A 21,257-nucleotide genomic window follows, 5' to 3' on the forward strand; every position below is an offset into this window, starting at 1 on the left:
TTTATAAGGGGAGCCGCGTAAGGATTAATTTCTTTTCGCGGTTTTTTTATGAGATTTTACTCCATTTGTTTTTACCTTTATATTGCTGGATATAATAATTTTTAAGAATTTGGTTATCCGGATTCGACAATAAGGGATCGGTCTGCAAAATTTTTTCTACTGTATTTTTAGTAAGTTTAATAATAGCCGAGTCATTTATAAGGTCAAGCCTTTTGAAATCTACCACGCCGCTTTGCTGAGTACCGAGAATATCACCCGGCCCGCGAAGCTGCATATCAACCTCCGAAATCTTAAATCCGTCATTGGTTTCTACCATCGTTTTAATACGTGTTCTGCTGTCGCTGGATAATTTGTCGGAAGTCATCAGGATACAGTAGCTTTGTTCCGCACCGCGTCCCACACGTCCCCGAAGCTGATGAAGCTGGGACAATCCGAAGCGTTCTGCACTTTCAATAACCATTACCGAGGCATTGGGAACATTTACCCCTACTTCAATTACCGTAGTTGCAACCATAATCTCCGCTTTTCCGGAAGCAAAATAGCTCATTGCAGAATCTTTTTCTTCCGGTCGCATCTGCCCGTGTAGCATGGTAACGTTGTATCTTGGGAAATTATCCATCACATTTTCAAGCCCGGTCATCAGGTTTTTGTAGTCTAACGTTTCAGATTCTTCAATCAATGGGTACACAAAATACACCTGTCTTCCTTTCTGAATCTCTTCACGGCAGAAGTTGTAGACATAGGCACGGTCTTTTTCTCTTCTATGAGCGGTTACAATAGGTTTTCTCCCCACCGGCAATTCATCAATCACAGAAACATCCAGATCCGAATAAAAACTCATGGCCAGCGTTCTGGGAATTGGAGTAGCAGTCATTACTAAGATATGGGGAGGTATTTTATTTTTCGCCCACAATTTCGCCCTTTGAGCAACCCCGAACCGATGCTGCTCATCAATAATGGCAAGGCCGAGGTTTTTAAATTTCACCTTATCTTCCAGTACCGCATGTGTGCCTATCAGAATGGAAAGTTCACCATTTTCAAGTTCTTCATGAATAATTTTACGGTCAGATTTTTTGGTGGAACCTGTTAAAAGCTTAACATTCACTTCCGTATTTTCCAGAAGCTCTTTGATGCCATTGTAATGTTGTTGGGCAAGAATTTCCGTTGGAGCCATGATGCAGCTCTGAAAGCCGTTATCTTTAGCGATAAGCATCGTAAGCAAAGCAACCATTGTTTTTCCGGAACCCACATCTCCCTGCAGGAGCCTGTTCATCTGGATCGGACGTTTCATATCCTGCCGGATTTCTTTCAATACTCTTTTTTGGGCACCTGTTAAATCAAAAGGAAGATGATGGTTGTAAAAATCATTAAAATAATCACCCACGATCGGGAACGGATTTCCTGCGGCATGACTTTTATGATGAATTTTTTTCAGCCCGTAACCCAGCTGGAAAAAGAATGATTCTTCAAATCTGAGACGGTAATCTGCCTTCTTGAAATGCTCCGCATCTTTCGGAAAATGAATGTTGAGATATGTATGCTGCCTGGATAGGAATTTAAAAGCTTTCATCAGGTAATCCGGAAAATTTTCCTGAATGAGATTCGGAATCTCCATACATATATTTCGCAATACATTCTGAAAAAACTTTTGGTTCAGCCCTCTTTTGGTTAATTTCTCAGAGCTTGGATAAATGGGTTTCAGCCGGTTGTCGCCCTCTTTTTTTTCATCAATTTCTATTTCCGGATGAGGCATTGAATATTGATGGTTAAAAACATTGATTTTCCCGAAAATATAAATTTCCTTGTTGATAGGCAGCTGCTCTTTCATCCATTTGGAATACTGGAACCAAACCAGATCCATTGTTCCCGTATCATCATTGAATTTTGCAGAAAGCCTTTTGGTTTTTCCGGTCTGTATTTCCTGTACATTGGTGATTTTCCCTTTCAGCTGAACATCTGTTGATGCCTCATGAAGCTGCGCAATTTTATGGATTTTGCTTTTATCCAGATACCGCAACGGGAAAAAGTTCAGAAAATCTTCCACGGTGGAAATTCCCAGCACATTCCTGATGAGCCTGGCTTTTTCCGGACCGACGCCTTTTACATATTCTATAGAAGTTTCTAATGTCATTAAGAAGGCACGAATTTCGGGAAAAATTAGAAATTAAAAAAGACTTTCAACGCTGAAAGTCCTGTATTTGCTATTCTTTTATTTTGGATTTAAATTTTGTCTGGTAATCTTCCCATTGCTGCCTAGACCGGATTTTTTTAAACAAATCCTTTGAAATAAATTCCAGGTAAGGTTCCAGTTCTTTTGCGGATAATTCGCCCTGAAGAATCGTAATGGGTCCGCCTTTTTCATCCAGAAATACCGTGCTGGGAACTGCTCCTACATTCATGTATTGGGTGAACTCATGCAGCGAATTCCTTCCTTTCTTATGTTCAGTATTGGGATTTGAAAATTTTCTTCCAAAAATATGAACGGTGTTTTTTTCTTCAGCGTTAAATTTTACCGGATAATAATTCTTATTCAGAATTTCAGCAATAATAGGGTTTCCGTAGGTTTTTTTATCCATAGTTTTACAGGGGCCGCACCAGTCTGCATAAAAATCAATCAGAATTTTTTTCGGATTTTCTTTCTGGGCTTTTAAAGCTTCCTCAATGGTCATCCATTTTACCTGGGCAAACTGTAAGGTGAAAACGAAAAGACAAATTATGCTTATAATTTTCTTCATGATTTGATATTTATGTAAAAATAAGCATAATTGTTATGCTCAACGTACCTCCTGCATTAATTTTTTAACGAAAGGTGAAATCAAAATTAATACAACGCCGGCAATTACGGCATATAATCCTAATTGTTTATATCCATCGGTATAAGTGATCAAAGCATCATAATTGGTGGAGCCTTCTTTCGCCGTAGCCAAGCCGGCACCGATGATTCCTGCTACATATTGTCCGTATGCGGAAGCCAGGAACCACATTCCCATCATCATTCCCTGAAGGTTTTTTGTTGAAAGTTTCGTCATGATGGATAAGCCGATAGGAGAGAGGCATAATTCTCCCAAAGTAATAACCAGCAATGCAATCGTGAAGAAATTCAATGAAGTGATCCCCTGAAGATTGGCAAAAAACCGTGTCGCAAATAGAATATAGTATCCTAATCCTAAGAAAATAAATCCTAACCCGAACTTAATAATGGTATTCGGTTCAATTTTTCTTTTATTTAACCATATCCATAATAATCCGATTAACGGAGCCAGGAAAATAATGAAAAAGGCACCTCCTGAATTATTAACGCCATTAGGATCAAGTCCCAATAAGTCATTATTTAAATTTTTAGCGGCAAAAATACTTAGCGAACCTCCGCTTTGCTCATAAATTCCCCAGAATAAGATGGAGAATAAAATGAAGACTAAAGCTGCCAGAAGTTTGTTGCGTTCTGCAGGTGTTACCTTGGTCATTTCATAAAACAGATAGATTAACGTCAGTGGCCCAATGGTCCACATAAAATAATCGGTATATTCTGTTTTGGCAACCATAATCATGATGATCGGGACAAAAATCAGCGATAAAATATAGACGCCGTATTCCTGCCATTTCGGAATGGGCGCAGATTTGACTTCATTCAAAGGATGCCCCGGCTGCAGGCCGATTGTTCCCAAACTTCTTTGTGTAAAAACAAAATTAATGAGACTGATTACCATTACAACGGCTGCTAATCCAAAAGCGATATTCCATCTCAATCCTTCGGAGATAATGTTGGCAAACATTTCTCCTTTTCCAATCGCAATACAGAAATAACCTCCAAGCAAAGCGCCAAGATTAATTCCTGCATAAAAAAGTGAAAATCCTGCATCAGCTCTTGAATCAGTCGGTTTGTAAAGCTGTCCTACCATTGATGAAATATTCGGTTTAAAAAAACCGGTTCCCACGACGGTAAATGCAATTCCTAAAAAGAAAAATTGGTGAGGATCTGCTGCCAGAATTAAGCTTCCGACAATCATCAGAAGCCCACCCCAGAATAAAGATTTTCGGAAGCCCAAAATTTTATCGGCAAATAATCCTCCGATAAAGGTAAAAGCATACACGAAAGCCTGGGTAGCACCGTATTGAAGATTGGCTTCTTTTTCATGGAAGTTGAGTTGAGAAATCATGAAGAAAACGAGCATTCCGCGCATTCCGTAGAAGCAGAAGCGCTCCCACATTTCGGAGAAAAAGAGGCTCCAGATCTGTCTCGGGTATTTTCCTTTAAAGTTTTGTATTTCGTCTAAGGTTAAACTCATATGGTGATTACTATTTAATTAAGTATTCTTGTTATCAATTGAAATTGGATGTGGCTGATAAAGATTTTAAATTTATCAGAAAAATTCTGTCAACATTTTTTACACGAAAAATTATTGCCTGATCAATTATACATACTGTGTGATTGGTGAAAAAATTCAGTTCATGAACAGAGCCGGTTTTTTATCATCGCTAACTTACAAATTTCTAATGAATGTAAATATATCCTACGTTAAAAATCGGCTGAATAAAATGTAAAATACATTTATGGCCTATTATTGTTTACATTAATTTTTCAATGCTGTGGTAATCGATAAATCCTGATAATGTGAAGATTATGTCCTTCGTTTCCCTCTTGGATACTAAAAAAACAAAAAAAATTGTAAGGATTTTAAAAATAACCTGTCTAAGGCTGTAATAACAATTAAATTAAAAAAATGATAAAAAGAATTTCAATTTTAAGTATCGGTGTTTTGCTTTTAAGCTTATTTTTAGTTTCATGTTCTGATGATAATGACAACTTTACTCCTACCATTGAAGAAAAAGATATGGGTTATGTTTTCACCATGACCAATTCTAGTACTTCTAATGATCTTTTGGTGTATTCAAGAGATGAGAACGGTAATTTGTCTTTAAAATCAAGTGTTGCCACAACCGGAGTAGGATCGGGTGGAGGATTAGGAAGCCAAGGCGCTTTAACTTTAAGTACCGATAAAAAATTCCTTTTTGTAGTTAACGCGGGAGATAATTCTGTATCTTCTTTTAATGTATCTGCAAATAACGTTACTTTGGTAGGGAAATATAATCTTGTAGGCCAAAGACCTGTAAGTGTTGCCCAAAGAGGAAATCTTGTTTATGTATTGAACAGTGCAGGAGCTACAGGAGCTGCTTCTGTTGAAGGTTTTACTTTAAATGGCTCAACTGGTGCATTAAGCCCAATTGCCAATTCTTCAACACCATTATCAATGAATACCAATGCTGCGCAGATCTCCTTTGTATACGATAACGTTATTGTCATTGCTGAAAGAGCGACCAATCTTCTTACTTCCTATGTGTTAAATTCATCTTCTATTCCTACCAATAAGCAGTCTTTCCCATCACAGGCTACGCAGCCTTTTGGGTTTGCAGTGGGTTCCGGCGGGAAAATTTATGTTACTGAAGCCAGTGCAAGCAGTTCGGTTTCAAGCTACTCGGTTTCAAGTACGGGAGTGATAACCAATATCAGTACGCTGACTAATAATCAGGGAGGAGCATGCTGGGCTGTTTTAAATAAATCAGAATCGATTGTTTATTCTACAAATGCAGGGGGTAATACCATATCTTCATTTAATATTACTTCTTCCGGAACACTTTCTGCGACACAGATTGCATTTGATATGGGAGCCGGAAACGGCCCGAATGATGCTGGATTGAGCAGTAATGGAAATTATCTGTATGTATTAGCCGGCGGAAGCGATAAGATTTATGGATACAAGGTAAACTCCAATTCTTTAACTTCAGTTTCAGGAGCTACGATGTTTGTTCCGGGTGCTGCATTCGGCTTGGCAGCTTATTAATTACTATAAAAGTTCAGCTTTGTAATTGAAATAAGGATAGCTATCTCATATTAACTTTAATTTCTTAGTTTTTTATTTTACTATTTTCTATGGTTAATTAACCGGTTGATTTTGGTTAATTACAGCAAAAACCCTCTGGATTCCAGAGGGTTTGCTTTGTTTATTTTAATATTGATTAATTGACACCGTGCATCATTTTCTTTAAGATGGGTGAAATTAAAGCTAAGATTACCGCTGCAATACCACACAATACCACGAATACCATGAAGAATTCGAATAAGTTGTGAATTTCAAATCCTGCAAAAGTAGGATTTTGTAAAGGCAACTGAGCCTTTTCAAATGCCGCTGCCTGATCAGCAGTTAACGTCACTTTTTTATCCAAGACATCCTGAAGGTTTACCCCGATTTGCTCAGCTTTGGTAAATTTATCTCCCGTCGCAGGAATAAGCGCTCCTAATGAACCTGCCAAAGCGTACCCTGCAGCATTGGAAATAAAGAAAACACCATATAATAATGAAGCAAATCTCTTTGGCGCAAGTTTACCTACCAACGATAACCCGATTGGGGAAAGGCACAGCTCACCGCAGGTCTGAATGAAATATAAAAGCATTAACCATTTTATCGCCAATAATCCTGAATTTCCAAGATCTTTTACGTTATAGGCAATAATGAAATAACTTAAAGCGATTAAAGCAAGACCCATGGCCTGTTTCATCGGAGAAACCGGCTCTTTTCCTCTTGCTCTTAATTTATCCCATGCTAAACTAAACGGAACAGCAAGCATTACAACGAAAATCCCGTTGAAGATCTGTACCATTGAAGGAGGCATATTCCATCCGAAGATATTTCTGTCCGTTTGATTATCTGCAATAAATGTTAATGAAGAACCTGCCTGCTCAAAAGCTGCCCAGAAGAAAATAATAAAGAAAGATACAATATAAATAACCCAGATTCTTTGTCTTTCCACTTTATTTTCAGCAGAACTCATGATTAAGAATGCCAGGGAAATACCTGCTGCATAGATGAAAGGATAAATAATTCCTTTGATTAATTGCCCCATTTCTACTGCTTTGAAACCGAATTCACCAACAAGGAGATATCTGAAAACAAAGAACAAAACAATAAATAATACCCCTGTAATTCCTAACGCTGCTCCTGAGAATTTGGCAGTCTGCGTTTCTCCTTCTTCAAAATCTTCACTCGTATTATGTTTCGGCAGCCCTCCTATTGGTCTTCCTTCCGGAGTTACTACATATTTGTTTTTAAGGATAAAGAATGTTACTGTTCCTATGATCATTGCGATGGATGCTGCAAGGAAACCCCATTTGAATGCAAAAATATCTCTCACTCCTGTAGAAGCATCTTTTACATCTCCTAAATAAGGACAGATAAACTGACCCAAAAACGCCCCGATATTGATTCCCATATAGAAAATCGTGAAGGCAGAGTCTAGTTTTGATTTTTCCTGTTTCGGGTAAAGGCTTCCCACCATTGAGGAAATATTCGGCTTGAAGAAACCGTTTCCGAAAATAATGATGAACAAAGCAAGCCACATAAACATCTTTGCGCTGTCAATGCTTCCTGAGAAAGTGGATGCACTGATGAACAATAAAAACTGTCCGATCGCCATTAATGATCCCCCGATCAGAATTGCATTTCTGTTTCCGATGTACTTATCTGCAATGAAACCTCCCAAAAGCGGGGTAAGGTAACATAAAGCTAAAAATCCACCATAGATGATTGCTGCATCAGCTTCTTTTATCAATAAGGAATTTACCATGAAGAGCGTTAAAAGTGCTCTCATTCCATAAAAGTTGAAACGCTCCCACATTTCTGTTCCGAATAGAACCCACAAACCTTTCGGATGCCTGGATCCTTTATTCTCTACAAACTCATCCTGTTTCGGACTTAATGCTTCAATATTATCCATTTTTATTGTTAATTTTTGTTAAGACTGACAAATATAGTTTTTTTTGTGTTTTCGGCAAGGTTTTAATTTTATATTTAATAAAAAAGCCGCAGAATTACTCCACAGCTTTGTTTTCATTATTGTTAGAAAAATTAATGTCCTTTTTCCTTCATGATTTTGTTTAATCTTTTCAGCATGGATAAGCCTAAAAGCGTGGCAAATATCAATAAAGCGAAATTCACCAGGAAATAATTCATTTTATTATCATAGCTGTACCATGTACTTGCTAAAATCCCTGAAAGCTTGTTTCCCACAGAGTTTGCCAGAAAAAATCCACCCATCATTAAAGCGGTAATCCTTGCCGGGGAAAGTTTGGAAACAAACGACAATCCCATCGGCGAAAGGCAAAGCTCTCCAATTGTAATTACGCCGTATCCTGCAACCAGCCACCACGGCGAAACTTTCACAGCACCATTGTCTCCTGCCCAGACTGCAAGAACCATCACCAGACAAGACAATGCAGAGATGAACAATCCTAACACGATTTTTGTTGGAGTTAAAGGCTCTTTCCCGCGCCTTCTTAAAAATGCCCAGAAGGCAACAATAACGGGCGTTAAGGCAATTACCCAAAAAGGATTGATGGATTGGAATAATTCAGTGTTGTATAAATAGGTTTTGGCTTCAGGATTTTTTTCTAATGCAGCTCTTTTTTCAGGAGAAATATTTTTAAAATACACATCTTTTCCCTGCATTTTAATGGCTTTTCCGTCTTTATCTTTCTGCGACTGGAACTGATCATCATACACAGGAACTTCCTTGTCTTCATAGCTTTTTCCTTCAACCATATAAATTCCCTCCAATGGCTTTTCCATAGCAGCAGGAACGCTTCTGTCGGTGTAATAATTGGCCCATCTTGTTAAAGCCGTTCCGTTTTGCTTGAAAACTGCCCAGAAAAACATGCTGATTAAGAAAACCGATAATAAGGCTCCGATAGAAGATTTTTCGTCCGGTTTTGCTTTAAAATATAACGATGCGTAAAAATAAATAACAGGAATGCATGCGAAAATAAAAGCATCCGTACTATCACTTCCGAAAATATTTCCGGGAATAATCCAACCGATTACTCCGGCAATAATTGCAGGTAAAAAAACTTTAACCAAGATTTCAGAAAGTTTGGTATCCCCTTCCTGTACAGGTTTCATCTGAGCTGCATGAATATAATGTTTTCTGCCGATGGTGAAAATTACCAGTCCGATCAGCATCCCGACTCCTGCCGTAATGAAAGCTTCACCCCAACCGAATTTATTCCGCATAAATGCCGCAATAATATTACAGATAAATGCCCCGATGTTGATTCCCATATAGAAAATATTGTAACCGGAATCTTTATTGGCTTTATACGGTTCTTCAGAATATAAATTGCCAAGCAAGGTTGAAATGGTAGGTTTAAAAAAGCCATTTCCGATAATGATTAAGGCTAAAGAAGAGTAAAATAGGGTGAGATCTTTGAAAACACCCATCCCAATGTAGCCGGCCGCCATTAAAATTCCTCCCAGATAAATGGATTTGATATATCCTAAAACCCTGTCTGCAAGGAATCCGCCGATGAAAGGTGTTAAATAGGTAAGCGCAATATAAGTCCCGAAGATATCGTCTGCAGTCTTGTCGGGAAGTCCGAGGCCGCCTTTTATTCCGGTTGGCTCAATGACATACAGTACAAAAATTCCGAGGATAAGATAATACCCGAAACGCTCCCACATTTCCGTAAAGAAGAGGAAAGGCAATCCCTTAGGATGTTTAGTCTTCATAGTAGATAAATTTCAAATTTCACAAATATAGAATTTTAAAAATAATAATGGGATTTTATTAACTTTGAATAAAATAAGATGAAATGGAAATTACATTGAAAGATTTGGAAAACAATATCAGAACACTTCCGGAGAACTTTTACGAGGAAGTAAATGATTTTATTGATTTTTTGAAGCATAAACATTTTAAAGACAAACAATACGAAGTTCCAGAATGGCAAAAAGAGGAGGTAAGAAGAAGGATTAAATATTCTCAAAATAATCCTCAAAGTTTTGTTTCTGAATCTGAAATGGATGATTACTTAAGAAGTTTAGAAGATGGCGACTAAATTAATTTATAACCGTTTTGTTAGAGATGATCTTAAGGAAATCAATGAGTGGTATAAAGAATAAATAAAGAATTGTGGAATAGTTTTACTAAGGAATTTCGTCTGAAAATCAATCTCATTAAAGAGAATCCTTTATCGTTTGAATTGAAATATAATAATATTAGAATTGTTTTCTAAAGAAATTTTCCTATGGAATTCATTATTCATACAATACAGAAGAAAACATAATTGAAATATATTCCGTATTCCATACTTCCAGAGATCCGGAAATATAGAAATACAGAAAATAAAAATCCGAATCTTGCATTGAAGATTCGGATTTTTTTAAGGTTAAATTTTTTCTGAATTACAAATTCTCCAAAATAAAATCAGTCATTTTCTGATACAGCTGTGGTCTTGTCTGCCCACCATAAATTCCGTGGTTTTTATCAGGATAAGCCATAAAATCAAACTGTTTTTTGTTCTGAATCAACGCTTCTGAAAATTCCATGGAATTTTGAAAATGTACGTTGTCGTCGGCTGTACCGTGAATCAGGAGGAATTTTCCTTTCAATAAATTTGCATACTCAGTAGGCGAGTTTTTATCATATCCGTCCGGGTTTTCCTGTGGTGTTCTCAGGAATCTTTCGGTGTAAACAGAATCATAAAATCTCCAGTTGGTAACCGGTGCCACAGCAATTCCCATTTTGAAAACATCTGCACCTTTAGTCATCGCTAAGCTCGTCATATAACCACCGAAGCTCCATCCGAACATTCCGATTCTGGATTTATCAATATACGATTGATTTCCGAACCATTTTGCCGCAGCAATCTGATCTTCAATCTCGTATTTCCCTAAATTCATGTATGTTACTTTCTTGAACTTCGCACCTTTATAACCTGTTCCGCGTCCGTCTACGCAGGCTACAACATACCCTTTCTGCGCCAGCATTTCAAACCAAAGCGCGTTTCCATTATCCCAGGAATTGGCCACCTGCTGAGATCCCGGACCGGAATACTGGAACATGAACAACGGATATTTTTTATTTTTATCAAAATTTTTAGGTTTAATAATCCATGCATTCATCTGGTCTCCGGCTTCGTTGGGAATCGTGAAAAATTCTTTTTCAACAAAGTTATCCGCTTTCAGCTTCTGAAGCTGCGCATCATTATTCTGAAGTTCTTTTACTACTTTTCCGTTTCCGTCCTTTAAGACAAAAGTATAAGGTCTTGAAGCAGTAGATGAGGTTTCAATGAAATAATTATAGTTTTTACTGAAATTGGCAGAATTATTTCCTTCGGCATTGGAGATCAGCTGGGATTTTCCATTTTCAATATTTACTTTGGAAATTACTTTATTGATGCTTCCTTTTTCCGTGGTCTGAACGTAAATTTCTTTTGTTTTTGGATTAAAACCATAATAATCGGTTACTTCCCAATTTCCTTTGGTTACCTGCTTTTTCAGCTTCCCGTCTTTTTCGTACCAATACAGATGGCGGTTTCCGTCTCTTTCGGAACCCCAGAGGAAAGAATCGTCTTCCAGGAATTCCAACGTAGGACTGTCGGTATCAATCCACTTTTCATCTGTTTCAGTAAATAATTTCTGTACCGCTCCGGTTTTGGTATTTACTTTCAGAACATCGGATGCATTCTGAATTCTTTCGGAAGTAATTAAAACAATTTCATCTGGTTTTGCGGTCTGAATGACGTTAGGAATATAATAATTTTTAAACGAGCTTAAATTTAAACCCATTGTTTTCCCATTGTCAAGACGATACATCTGTGCCGAAACTTTGGAATTTTTTTCTCCTGCTTTCGGGTATTTATATCTCATTTCCGATGGGTAAAGCGTTTTACCGTAAATCGGGATAAAGATTTCCGGCACTTCACTTTCATCTGATTTTACAAAAACAATCGCGTCTGAATTTTTTGTCCATTCATATTGTCTGGCGTGCCCGAATTCCTCTTCATACACCCAGTCTGCAAGTCCGTTGATGATTGAATTTTTCTTACCGTCTGTTGTAATCTGTGTAATTTTTCCTGAATTTAAATCCTGGTAAAATAAATTGTTATCAGCGATAAATGCAACTTTGGTAGCGTCCGGTGAAAATCTCGGTTCCTGGACAAATTTTCCATCATACAAAGCAACCGTTTTTCCGGATTTTAAATCTTTAACTTCAAATTTTCCAAGAAAAGAATGTCTGTAAATGGGTTCGCTTTCTTTCAGCAAAAGAATTTTAGATTCGTCTTCAGAAAATTCATAGCTTTCAAACTGTCCATCCACAATATTGCCTTCCTTCTGAGAAGTTTTGTAAGAATATTTAGCAATACCTCCCTGCTCAATAACCAGGTAATTTTCCCCGTTTTTCATGGAAGTGATTCCGGCAATGCCTTTTCCACGGTAATATCCTGAATATATTTTATCCAAAGTGATCTCCTGTGCGGCTACGCTTTGAAAAGCAGCAGCGATGGTAAGTGTTAATATGAATTTTTTCATTTTTTATTTTAAAGCTTTCAAATATAACAATTTTATCAATGGCATAAAAAGCATTTAAAATTGATCTTTTGGCAGAAAAATTGAATAGTTAAGGTATAATCAATATCATATAATAATTATGGAAACGAATGCTTTTGACCAAAAACTAAACCGCTACGAATTAGACAGCACCATTGTATACACAGGATTTTCAAGCTTTAAAGATGCCGAGGAATACGCTCAGCAAAAAAATGGTGAATTGGTGGAAGTAGGTTTCAAAGACGGTAATGACAACCCTGAAATTTCTAATGAAGCCGGTTTAATTGACAAAAAGCTGCATTTTTTTGTTGATGCAGGCAAGGAATATAAATTCATTCATTCATCAGATCCCGGATTCAAAGAGTATGCAGATGAATTGCAGAAAATAAAAGCAAAATTAATGCAGTCTCCACCTGATGAAAGATACCTCACCAATTTCGAAATAGAAAATACGGAAGATCCGATTGTGGTAATTAAAAACGATCATTTTGAATCGGTAACTTCAAGAGAACGATCAAAATATCTGAAACACGCTAAAGTGTATGAGATAGCAGTTTCGGTACCCAAATCTTAAAATATAATAATATGAGCAAAAACAAATATTCAGACAAAGCTCAGGACAAAGTAGAGAAAGTAATGCACGAATTCAAGGAAGGAAAATTAAAATCATCTTCCGGAGATAAAGTGAAAAGCAGAAAGCAGGCCGTAGCCATAGGAATTTCTGAAGCGAGAGAAGAAGGCTTAAAAGTGCCTAAAGAAAAAAAGAAAAAAAATTAATTTATAAGAAAACGGCTTGAAATTTTCAAGCCGTTTTTTATATTTGATTATGTAAGGTCTTTTTGTGACGAAATGAGGCATACTTTTACCCTTAGGCAAAGATTACTTTTCATAATTATAAAGAATCTGATAGTACTCATCTGCCATTCTGTCGCTGTTAAACTGATCTTTAACATCGTTCATCGAATTGTACTGTATCTTTCTCCATTTATTCGGATTATCATAATAAGCAGGAAGGATTTCATTTTCAAGAAGTTCATACAGCTTATTCATATCATAGTTATCCTGTTCATAGACACTCATATTTTCATAATCTCCTTTTGGTACAACGAAAGAGTTTTCTCCGTGTTTCGCAAATTCCGGGATCCAGCCGTCGTCTGTAGAAAGATTTACGGAGCCGTTCATCGCAGCAGTCATTCCTGATGTTCCGGAAGCTTCTCTCGGAACTCTTGGGTTATTTAACCAAAGATCAGAACCTTGTTTCAGTAATTTGCTTAATGCAAGCTCATATCCTGTAAGAACGGCCATGTTTTTCTTGTTTTTACTTTCCTCTACCAGAAGATTAAAGATTGAAATGGCAGAATAATCCATTGGATAGGGTTTTCCGGCAAAAATAATCTGTACCGGATGTTTCGGATTGTTCAGGAGTTTGTAAAATCTTTCCTTATCCTGCAAAAGAAGATCTGCTCTTTTGTAGCCTGCGAATCTCCTTGCCCATACAATGGTAAAAATATTAGGGTTGAAAAGATTGCCTGTCTGATCTGCAACAACTTTAAAAAGTCTTTTTTTAAGATGTTTTTTACGGTAATCGAAAACTGTTTCATCGTTTTCATCTTTGGCATTATACAAAGGCTTGTCGGACCAATACTTAAATTCCTGTGCATTGGTGATGGATGTAATTTTACATATTCCTTCATACTTGCTCCACATGGTTCTGGAAACATCACCATGAAGCTGAGAAACACCATTGGCAATATGTGCCATTTTCAGGGCACACAAAGAATGGTTGAACCGATCATCGCTTGAACCTTCTATTCTCTTCACGTCGTCCATACTGAAGCCTGAAAAATAAGACATTTCATAACAAAGTCTCAGGCTGTGTTTTTCATTGCCGGCTTCTTCAGGAGTATGGGTAGTAAATACCAGCTTTTCTTTTACCTTGTTCAGGTCTCCGCTGTATTTTTTTAGGAGGTGAAATGCTGCGGGAAGCCCGTGCGCTTCATTCAGGTGATAAATATCCCTTTCCAGATTCATCTCGTCGAGCAGTTTTGCGCCGCCTTTTCCTAAAAGAATATATTGGGCCAGCTTGGTAGACTCGTTGGCGTCATAAAGTTTATGGCAAATTGTTTTTGAAATATGGTCATTTTCCGGAACATCCGTAGAAAGCAAAAACATCGGCGCTGTCTGGAAAATTTCAGGATCCAGGTACCATACCTTTACCCAAACCGGTGCGCTGTGGATTTCGATCTGGAATTTTAAGCCCGTATCTTCAAGAAAACTGTACATCTTTTTTGTCCAGACCGGTTGTAAGGTCTGATCGTGGTTTCTTGCCTGGTCATAATATCCGAATTTCCACAAAATCCCAATTCCTACAAGATCCTGTTTCAGGTTATAGGCACTCCGCATATGCGATCCTGCCAGAAATCCAAGACCTCCGGAATATATTTTAAGAACCTGCTCTATGGCAAATTCCATTGAAAAATAAGCTACTTTTTTAGAGTATTTGGGATTGGTGCCAAAAGGCATTTTAAAGTTTCTAAAATCCATCACAGTTTTATATTTGAAATCCAAAGGTATTAATTATGAAAGTAAACTAAATGTTAAATATCAAATAAATTATTTTAAAAGAAAATATAGCATTGAATTTTTACCTATCTTTAAATTGTAAATTTTTGATAATCAAAACTTCATGGCATGAAACCGAAAGTTTTATGTGTTCCATAGCAATAAAAATAAGCACATGAAAAAGACCTTTTCTGATGAAGATTTAATTAAAAATCTAAGCCTTTATTATCTGAACCGGCATTTGAAAAAAAAGCCGATCGAAAAATATCACCGTACCATAGATCAGTCTCCTTTGCACGACCGGGAAAAGTATAAGAAAAAAACAGAGATACTACTGCTCAATTCTTTTATGCATCATTTCCCTGAAATTAAATTTGAAGATTTAACCTGCGAAAGCCCGGATTTTATAGCCAAATTAAACGACAAGAAAATCGGGATCGAACTCACCGAAGTAATCAATCATCTTGAAATGAAGAAGATTGAAAGCAGCTTAAACAAAATTTTCCGTCAGGCAGAAATACTATTAGAACAGGAAGACACTACGAAATATCGTGGTGTTTATTTTTTAGAATTCCATCCCAATATCCGCCCCGATACCCTCGAAAACCAACAGGAAATTATTCTCAATATCTATAAAAGCATCAAACGTGGAAAAGCCTGTGGTTGTGTAAAAAGTATCAGGAAATCTTTTCACCGGAGAAATGTTTTTATCACTCACGAATATAATATGAATCTCTTTGATGAATTATGCTCTGAAAAAATTGTAGAACTTATCGAAAAAAAGAATGAGAAATTTCCGTATTACGATACTTCTGTAGACGAATGCTGGCTTGTTATCGTTTCGGATATGAATTCGATTGCTTCCCGGTATACTTTTATTCAGGATAAAGAACATTTGCAAAAGGTAAAAAGCCCTTTTCATAAAATCTTTCATGTCGAAAACCTTTGCGGAAATATCACAAGTATAAAGTGATTCATTAAATATGCTTCATTGTTTTTAGATTTATGATGAATTATGTTAAATAAAAGTAACATAATAGGTGCGAAATGTTTATATTTGATATAAACAAATCACTGAAAATAACCAAATTGAAAAAACATGAAGAAATATTTACTCTTTTTTTTACTATTATTATCCCGAACACTTTTTTCCCAAGCCGACTGCTCAACGGCACTCACCGTTTGCGGAAATTCAAATATTACCTACTCACCATCGGGAATTGGTGCACTCAATGAAAATCTTGGAGGATGTCTTACTACAGGTGAGCATAATTCCATCTGGTACAAAATCACCATAGCAACAGGCGGAACACTTACTTTTGATCTTGTTCCAAGTGATCCGGATGCCGATTACGATTGGGCAGTTTATGGCCCGAACGTCAACTGTGGAAGCTTGGGAGCGCCAATACGCTGTAATGCAGCCACCGTAATAGGTGTGGGAGCTTCAACAGGACTGAATATGACCAGCACAATTACCAGCGCAGCAGGAGGATCTCCAACACCGTACTGCAAATATCTGGATGTGCTGCCCGGACAAACTTATTATCTGTACATTGACAATTGGGTAGATGTTTTCAATCCTACAATGGCTCCGTTTTCGCTCACCTGGGGCGGAACGGCAACGCTTGCCTCTCCGTTTACCAATCCTAATATTCAGACACAGCCTTTTACGCCACCGGGAGCTCCGGCTGCAAATCCTGCAGATCCGCGGGAAATTATCATCTGCCAGAATCCGGCTGTTTTCGATTTCAGCACGTTAACGGCAGGAATTCTGAATGGCAATTCTAATTTTCAAATAACATATCACACTTCCCAGAATGATGCCCTTTCAGGAGCAAACCCTATTCTTACGCCACAAACAATGAATTTGACGTTAACGTACTACTACAGTATTCATTATCAGGATCCGGCTGATCCTAATAATCCTATAAATTCCTGCAGGCAGACCGGAGCGTTTAAATTCAAGCAGGGAAGTATTACCGGAAATAATGTTACCCTTTACAGCTGTAATAACAATAATGCGGGAACGGCTACTTTTAACCTGACTTCTGCAGCGGTTTTCGCAGATCCTGCCGCTACAAAAAAATATTATAATACGCTAAGTGATCTCAATGCAGGAATCAATGAAATTACAAGTCCAGCAGCGTTTGTTTCTGCTGAAGGAATTGTTTACGTGAAAATTACTTCGCAGTACGGCTGTATAGCTGTAGCAGAGATTACTTTAAAATTCTATCCTGTTGTCATCGTAACAGAAGCCACGCTGAGGTCTTGTTTTATCGAATCAAACCCTTCTACTGCTTCATTCAATTTAACAACGGCTCCGGTGACCACTCAAACGGGAACGAAAACTTATTTTCCTTCTCTTGCCGATGCTAAAAATAATACCAATCCAATTGCAAATCCAGCCAATTACATTGCATCCAATGGAATTGTTTTTATAAAAGTAACCAACGGAAACGGCTGTTATGCGATCGCTAAAGTTAATCTTATTGTTCTTCCGCCTGTGTATTCTAATGTTCTTCAGGATAAAATCATCTGCATGGAAGATAAAACAACACTGGATGCCGGCCCGGGCTTCACTTCCTATGAATGGAGTACAGGAGCTACAACACAAACAATATCCAATGTTGGAGTGGGAACGTATTGGGTAAAACTGAAAACGGGAGATTGTACCACAGTGCAAACTGTAAAAATTTATGCTTCGGAACAACCTGTAATCTCTTCTGTGGATATTGCAAACACTACGGTAACGGTAAATGTCACAGGAGGAACAGGCCCTTACAGCTATTCTACAGACGGTGTCAACTGGCAGGAATCTAATATATTTAACAATATCCCAAGAGGTGATCATCATGTCTTTGTTAAAGATGGCTACAATTGTGATCCTATTGATATTATGATTGTTGTGCCGAATTTAGTGAATGTTATAACCCCGAACGGAGACGGCGTTAATGATATGATTGATTATTCTGCACTGGGAAATAAACAGAATCTTGTATTTAATATTTTCGACCGGTACGGAAATAAAATCTTTCAGGCAGACAAAATGAACGGATATCAATGGAACGGAACTACGGGTGGTAAAAAAGTCCCAACCGGGACTTATTGGTATTCCGTAACCTGGAATGAAAATGATAAAAAGAACACATTAATCAAGTATTCAGGTTGGGTAATGGTGAAAAACAGAGATTGATCTAAATATTAAAACTGCCTCGAAAGAGGTGGTTTTTATTTTAAATATATTTTTTTCAGCCTTAAATGTTTATGAAAAAAATAACAGGAATTTAAACAATAGACCGAATCGATTTACGATTTGTATTAAATTGATTATCTTTGCACCCACAAAATTCAAGGATTAATAAATGTCTCAATTTCACAGAACTGCCGCATTTCATACCTTAGGCTGCAAATTAAATTTTGCGGAAACTTCTACCATTGCCCGTCAATTGACAGATGCAGGATACGAAAAGGTAAGTTTTGATGAAAAAGCGAATATTTATGTGATCAACACCTGTTCGGTTACGGAAAATGCCGATCGTGAATGCAAGCTTCACGTCAAAAGAGCCATGAAAGCCAATCCGGAAGGACTGGTTGTGATTGTAGGATGCTATGCTCAGCTGAAACCGGAAGAAATTTCTCAGATTGAAGGAGTAGATCTTGTGTTGGGGGCTAAAGAAAAATTCAATATTTTAAGTTATCTTGATGATCTTGAAAAGACTGAAAGCGAAGGTATTGTTCATTCCTGTGAAATTGAAGAAACAGATTTCTTTATCGGAAGCTATTCTATCGGAGACAGAACCAGAGCTTTTCTAAAGGTTCAGGATGGCTGTGACTATAAATGTACCTACTGTACGATTCCTTTGGCAAGAGGGATTTCCCGTTCCGACACCATTGAAAATGTATTAAAAAATGCCAGGGAAATTTCCCAGAGAGATATCAAAGAAATTGTTTTGACCGGAGTTAATATCGGAGATTATGGCAAAGGTGAGTTCGGAAACAAAAGACATGAGCATACCTTTCTGGATTTAATTTCCGAGTTGGATAAAGTGGAAGGGATTGAAAGAATCCGTATCTCTTCCATCGAACCTAATCTACTGAAAGACGAAAGTATAGAACTGGTTTCGAAAAGCAGAAGCTTTGTTCCGCATTTTCACATTCCGCTGCAATCGGGAAGTGATGAACTGTTGAAAAAAATGAAGCGCCGTTACCTTACCAAACTATATAAAGACAGAGTTGCTAAAATTCGTGAAGTAATGCCTCACGCTGCAATTGGTGTTGATGTTATTGTAGGATTTCCGGGGGAAACGGAAGAGCTGTTCATGGAAACGTACAACTTTCTGAATGAGCTTCCGATTACCTATCTTCACGTTTTCACCTATTCTGAAAGAGAAAATACCGAGGCTGCCGCAATGGAGGGTATTGTGCCGGTTCCCGAAAGAAAGAAACGCAATAAAATGCTCAGAATCCTTTCTGAAAAGAAAAAGATGGCATTCTACCAGACCCAGCTTGGAAAAACGCTTCCCGTACTTTGGGAACATGAAAATAAAGACGGAAAAATGTTCGGCTTCACAGAAAATTATGTTCGGGTACAGAAAGATTATGATGCCGCATCTGTTAACCAGATTGAATTTTTAAACTTAGAAAAAATCCTGTCAGATGGCACGGTTTCTGTGCAATCTTCCTACGAAAATTTTTTAGCTAAAGCGTAGGCTTTCTGCTAAATTTCTACTACATTTAATCTTTAACTTCAAATCTAACATTCATGAGAGATAAGTTTTTATCTTGGGGATTGGTCTTGGTAATCGTTACATGGATTGTAGCATTGCTGATCAGGGCACATTACTGGATCCCTATTCTTTTGACGGCCATTTATGCATTAGGAGTATACAATACCTATCAGACCAAGCATGCCATTCTAAGAAACTTTCCTGTATTAGGCTATTTCAGGTATTTTTTCGAAAGTATTTCACCGGAGATGCAGCAGTATTTTATTGAAAGGGAAACAGACGGGAAACCATTCCCAAGAAACCAGCGTTCTGCAGTGTACCGAAGAGCCAAAAATTTAGGCGATACCGTTGCTTTCGGAACACAGCTGGAGATCAACCACCGCAAATATGAAGGAATTAAACATTCCATTTATGCAAAGTCTCCTGCGGAAGAACTTCCGAGAGTCTGGGTTGGAGGAGAACAGTGTACACAGCCTTACCATGCGTCCTTGCTTAATATTTCAGCAATGAGTTTCGGATCTTTAAGTGACCGTGCCCAAATTTCTTTGAACAGAGGTGCTAAAAAAGGAAACTTTTATCACAATACGGGAGAAGGAGGTATTTCACCTTACCATCTTGAAGGTGGAGATCTTTGCTGGCAGATCGGTACAGGTTACTTTGGCTGCAGGGATGATGAAGGGAAATTTAATCCTGAGCTATTTATAAAATATTCCAATCTTCCCAATGTGAAAATGATTGAAATTAAACTTTCACAAGGAGCAAAGCCCGGTCATGGCGGCGTTTTACCGGGGGTGAAGAATACTCCGGAGATTGCCAAGATCCGTCACGTTACGCCGGGAATGACCATTATCTCACCGCCGTCGCATTCTTCGTTTTCCGATGCGGCAGGATTGCTGAGATTTGTACAGCAGCTGCGTGAACTTTCAGGAGGAAAGCCCGTAGGATTTAAATTGTGTATTGGCGATACTAAAGAATTTGAAGATATCTGTGTCCAGATGAATGTATTGAAAATTTATCCGGATTTCATTACAGTGGATGGAGCAGAAGGAGGAACCGGTGCTGCTCCGCCAGAGTTTTCAGACGGTGTGGGAATGCCCTTAGAACCGGCTTTGATTTTTGTAAACAGAACCCTTAAAAATTACAATCTGAGAAATAAACTGCGCATCATTGCCAGTGGAAAAGTTTTAACAAGTCTCGATATCCTGAGAGCTATTGCCATGGGAGCAGATATGTGCAACAACGCAAGAGGCTTTATGTTTTCCTTGGGTTGTATCCAGGCATTGAGATGTAATTCCAATAATTGCCCTACAGGTGTTGCAACTCAGGATAAAATGCTGATTAAAGGATTGGATGTTACTGACAAAGCGGAAAGAGTATACCATTTCCATAAAAATACTTTGCACACCTGTAATGAGCTGATTGCAGCTGCGGGCCGAAGTTCTTATGAAGAAGTGGATGCAACCATGTTCATGAGGGGTGACGAGTTTGATCATCTTTCTGACCACTATTTCCCGGATATTTTAGGAAATGTAAAGCATAAAGCAGAATATTAGCAATAAAAAAACGCTTCAAAACCTGAAGCGTTTTT

15 protein-coding genes are annotated in these 21,257 nt (G+C 37.8%); 8 read left to right on the plus strand and 7 right to left on the minus strand.

What is annotated here, in order from left to right; genetic code table 11:
• Positions 1-46 precede the first annotated feature (46 nt).
• The 3 genes from recG to SOP96_RS06500 form a co-directional block, all read right to left on the minus strand.
• A complete protein-coding gene (gene recG / locus SOP96_RS06490; RefSeq protein ID WP_326320185.1) occupies positions 47-2,131 on the minus strand; it encodes an ATP-dependent DNA helicase RecG in 2,085 nt (694 codons plus the stop codon).
• A 70-nt stretch (positions 2,132-2,201) separates the two neighbouring features.
• On the minus strand, positions 2,202-2,735 hold the full coding sequence (locus SOP96_RS06495) for a thioredoxin family protein (RefSeq protein ID WP_326320186.1): 534 nt from the start codon (positions 2,733-2,735) through the stop codon (positions 2,202-2,204).
• A gap of 39 nt (positions 2,736-2,774) precedes the next feature.
• A complete protein-coding gene (locus SOP96_RS06500; protein ID WP_326320187.1) occupies positions 2,775-4,286 on the minus strand; it encodes a peptide MFS transporter in 1,512 nt (503 codons plus the stop codon).
• Positions 4,287-4,721: 435 nt separating this feature from the next.
• Between SOP96_RS06500 and SOP96_RS06505 the strand changes: the two genes are divergently transcribed.
• Positions 4,722-5,840: a beta-propeller fold lactonase family protein gene (locus SOP96_RS06505; RefSeq protein WP_326320188.1), complete on the plus strand. Its 1,119-nt coding sequence runs from the start codon at positions 4,722-4,724 to the stop codon at positions 5,838-5,840.
• A gap of 175 nt (positions 5,841-6,015) precedes the next feature.
• On the opposite strand, the gene SOP96_RS06510 is transcribed toward SOP96_RS06505, so the two are convergent.
• Both SOP96_RS06510 and SOP96_RS06515 read right to left on the minus strand, forming a co-directional pair.
• Positions 6,016-7,770 (minus strand): peptide MFS transporter, encoded by a 1,755-nt coding sequence (locus SOP96_RS06510; RefSeq protein ID WP_326320189.1) that lies wholly within the window; start codon positions 7,768-7,770, stop codon positions 6,016-6,018.
• A 131-nt stretch (positions 7,771-7,901) separates the two neighbouring features.
• Positions 7,902-9,557, minus strand: a complete 1,656-nt coding sequence (locus tag SOP96_RS06515) for a peptide MFS transporter (RefSeq protein WP_326320190.1) — start codon at positions 9,555-9,557, stop codon at positions 7,902-7,904.
• 83 nt (positions 9,558-9,640) lie between these two features.
• On the opposite strand from SOP96_RS06515, the gene SOP96_RS06520 reads away from it, so the two are divergent.
• Positions 9,641-9,886 (plus strand): hypothetical protein, encoded by a 246-nt coding sequence (locus SOP96_RS06520; protein WP_326320191.1) that lies wholly within the window; start codon positions 9,641-9,643, stop codon positions 9,884-9,886.
• A gap of 346 nt (positions 9,887-10,232) precedes the next feature.
• Here the strand turns inward: SOP96_RS06520 and SOP96_RS06525 are convergent, their stop codons facing one another.
• The gene (locus tag SOP96_RS06525) at positions 10,233-12,362 is read right to left on the minus strand and encodes a S9 family peptidase (RefSeq protein ID WP_326320192.1); all 2,130 of its coding nucleotides are present in this window, start codon (positions 12,360-12,362) and stop codon (positions 10,233-10,235) included.
• A gap of 118 nt (positions 12,363-12,480) precedes the next feature.
• Here SOP96_RS06525 and SOP96_RS06530 point away from each other — a divergent pair, with 118 nt between their 5' ends.
• Both SOP96_RS06530 and SOP96_RS06535 read left to right on the plus strand, forming a co-directional pair.
• Positions 12,481-12,954, plus strand: coding sequence for a hypothetical protein (locus SOP96_RS06530; RefSeq protein WP_326320193.1), 474 nt, complete (start codon positions 12,481-12,483; stop codon positions 12,952-12,954).
• Between the two features lie 11 nt (positions 12,955-12,965).
• The gene (locus SOP96_RS06535; RefSeq protein ID WP_326320194.1) at positions 12,966-13,157 is read left to right on the plus strand and encodes a DUF6496 domain-containing protein; all 192 of its coding nucleotides are present in this window, start codon (positions 12,966-12,968) and stop codon (positions 13,155-13,157) included.
• Positions 13,158-13,259: 102 nt separating this feature from the next.
• On the opposite strand, the gene glgP is transcribed toward SOP96_RS06535, so the two are convergent.
• The gene (glgP, locus tag SOP96_RS06540; RefSeq protein ID WP_326320195.1) at positions 13,260-14,924 is read right to left on the minus strand and encodes an alpha-glucan family phosphorylase; all 1,665 of its coding nucleotides are present in this window, start codon (positions 14,922-14,924) and stop codon (positions 13,260-13,262) included.
• Positions 14,925-15,117: 193 nt separating this feature from the next.
• Between glgP and SOP96_RS06545 the strand changes: the two genes are divergently transcribed.
• The 4 genes from SOP96_RS06545 (at position 15,118) to SOP96_RS06560 (ending at position 21,222) form a co-directional block, all read left to right on the plus strand.
• A complete protein-coding gene (locus SOP96_RS06545; protein WP_326320196.1) occupies positions 15,118-15,915 on the plus strand; it encodes a hypothetical protein in 798 nt (265 codons plus the stop codon).
• Positions 15,916-16,041: 126 nt separating this feature from the next.
• A complete protein-coding gene (locus SOP96_RS06550) occupies positions 16,042-18,135 on the plus strand; it encodes a T9SS type B sorting domain-containing protein (protein WP_326320197.1) in 2,094 nt (697 codons plus the stop codon).
• A 169-nt stretch (positions 18,136-18,304) separates the two neighbouring features.
• Complete coding sequence (gene mtaB, locus SOP96_RS06555) at positions 18,305-19,651, plus strand: tRNA (N(6)-L-threonylcarbamoyladenosine(37)-C(2))-methylthiotransferase MtaB (protein ID WP_326320198.1); 1,347 nt, start codon at positions 18,305-18,307, stop codon at positions 19,649-19,651.
• 53 nt (positions 19,652-19,704) lie between these two features.
• Positions 19,705-21,222, plus strand: a complete 1,518-nt coding sequence (locus SOP96_RS06560; protein WP_326320199.1) for an FMN-binding glutamate synthase family protein — start codon at positions 19,705-19,707, stop codon at positions 21,220-21,222.
• Positions 21,223-21,257: the final 35 nt, after the last annotated feature.

Source organism: Chryseobacterium salviniae, assembly GCF_035819015.1.
In the GTDB taxonomy this organism is placed as follows: Bacteria; Bacteroidota; Bacteroidia; order Flavobacteriales; family Weeksellaceae; genus Chryseobacterium; species Chryseobacterium salviniae.

What these genes read in the sequence shown, in the direction of transcription:
- SOP96_RS06515 (WP_326320190.1), bottom strand. Translation starts at nt 9,557, where the DNA reads ATGAAGACTAAACATCCTAAGGGATTGCCTTTCCTCTTCTTTACGGAA.
- SOP96_RS06495 (WP_326320186.1), bottom strand. Translation starts at nt 2,735, where the DNA reads ATGAAGAAAATTATAAGCATAATTTGTCTTTTCGTTTTCACCTTACAG.
- glgP (WP_326320195.1), bottom strand. Translation starts at nt 14,924, where the DNA reads ATGGATTTTAGAAACTTTAAAATGCCTTTTGGCACCAATCCCAAATAC.
- mtaB (WP_326320198.1), top strand. Translation starts at nt 18,305, where the DNA reads ATGTCTCAATTTCACAGAACTGCCGCATTTCATACCTTAGGCTGCAAA.
- SOP96_RS06525 (WP_326320192.1), bottom strand. Translation starts at nt 12,362, where the DNA reads ATGAAAAAATTCATATTAACACTTACCATCGCTGCTGCTTTTCAAAGC.
- SOP96_RS06550 (WP_326320197.1), top strand. Translation starts at nt 16,042, where the DNA reads ATGAAGAAATATTTACTCTTTTTTTTACTATTATTATCCCGAACACTT.
- SOP96_RS06505 (WP_326320188.1), top strand. Translation starts at nt 4,722, where the DNA reads ATGATAAAAAGAATTTCAATTTTAAGTATCGGTGTTTTGCTTTTAAGC.
- SOP96_RS06500 (WP_326320187.1), bottom strand. Translation starts at nt 4,286, where the DNA reads ATGAGTTTAACCTTAGACGAAATACAAAACTTTAAAGGAAAATACCCG.
- SOP96_RS06520 (WP_326320191.1), top strand. Translation starts at nt 9,641, where the DNA reads ATGGAAATTACATTGAAAGATTTGGAAAACAATATCAGAACACTTCCG.
- SOP96_RS06560 (WP_326320199.1), top strand. Translation starts at nt 19,705, where the DNA reads ATGAGAGATAAGTTTTTATCTTGGGGATTGGTCTTGGTAATCGTTACA.
- SOP96_RS06545 (WP_326320196.1), top strand. Translation starts at nt 15,118, where the DNA reads ATGAAAAAGACCTTTTCTGATGAAGATTTAATTAAAAATCTAAGCCTT.
- SOP96_RS06530 (WP_326320193.1), top strand. Translation starts at nt 12,481, where the DNA reads ATGGAAACGAATGCTTTTGACCAAAAACTAAACCGCTACGAATTAGAC.
- SOP96_RS06510 (WP_326320189.1), bottom strand. Translation starts at nt 7,770, where the DNA reads ATGGATAATATTGAAGCATTAAGTCCGAAACAGGATGAGTTTGTAGAG.
- SOP96_RS06535 (WP_326320194.1), top strand. Translation starts at nt 12,966, where the DNA reads ATGAGCAAAAACAAATATTCAGACAAAGCTCAGGACAAAGTAGAGAAA.
- recG (WP_326320185.1), bottom strand. Translation starts at nt 2,131, where the DNA reads ATGACATTAGAAACTTCTATAGAATATGTAAAAGGCGTCGGTCCGGAA.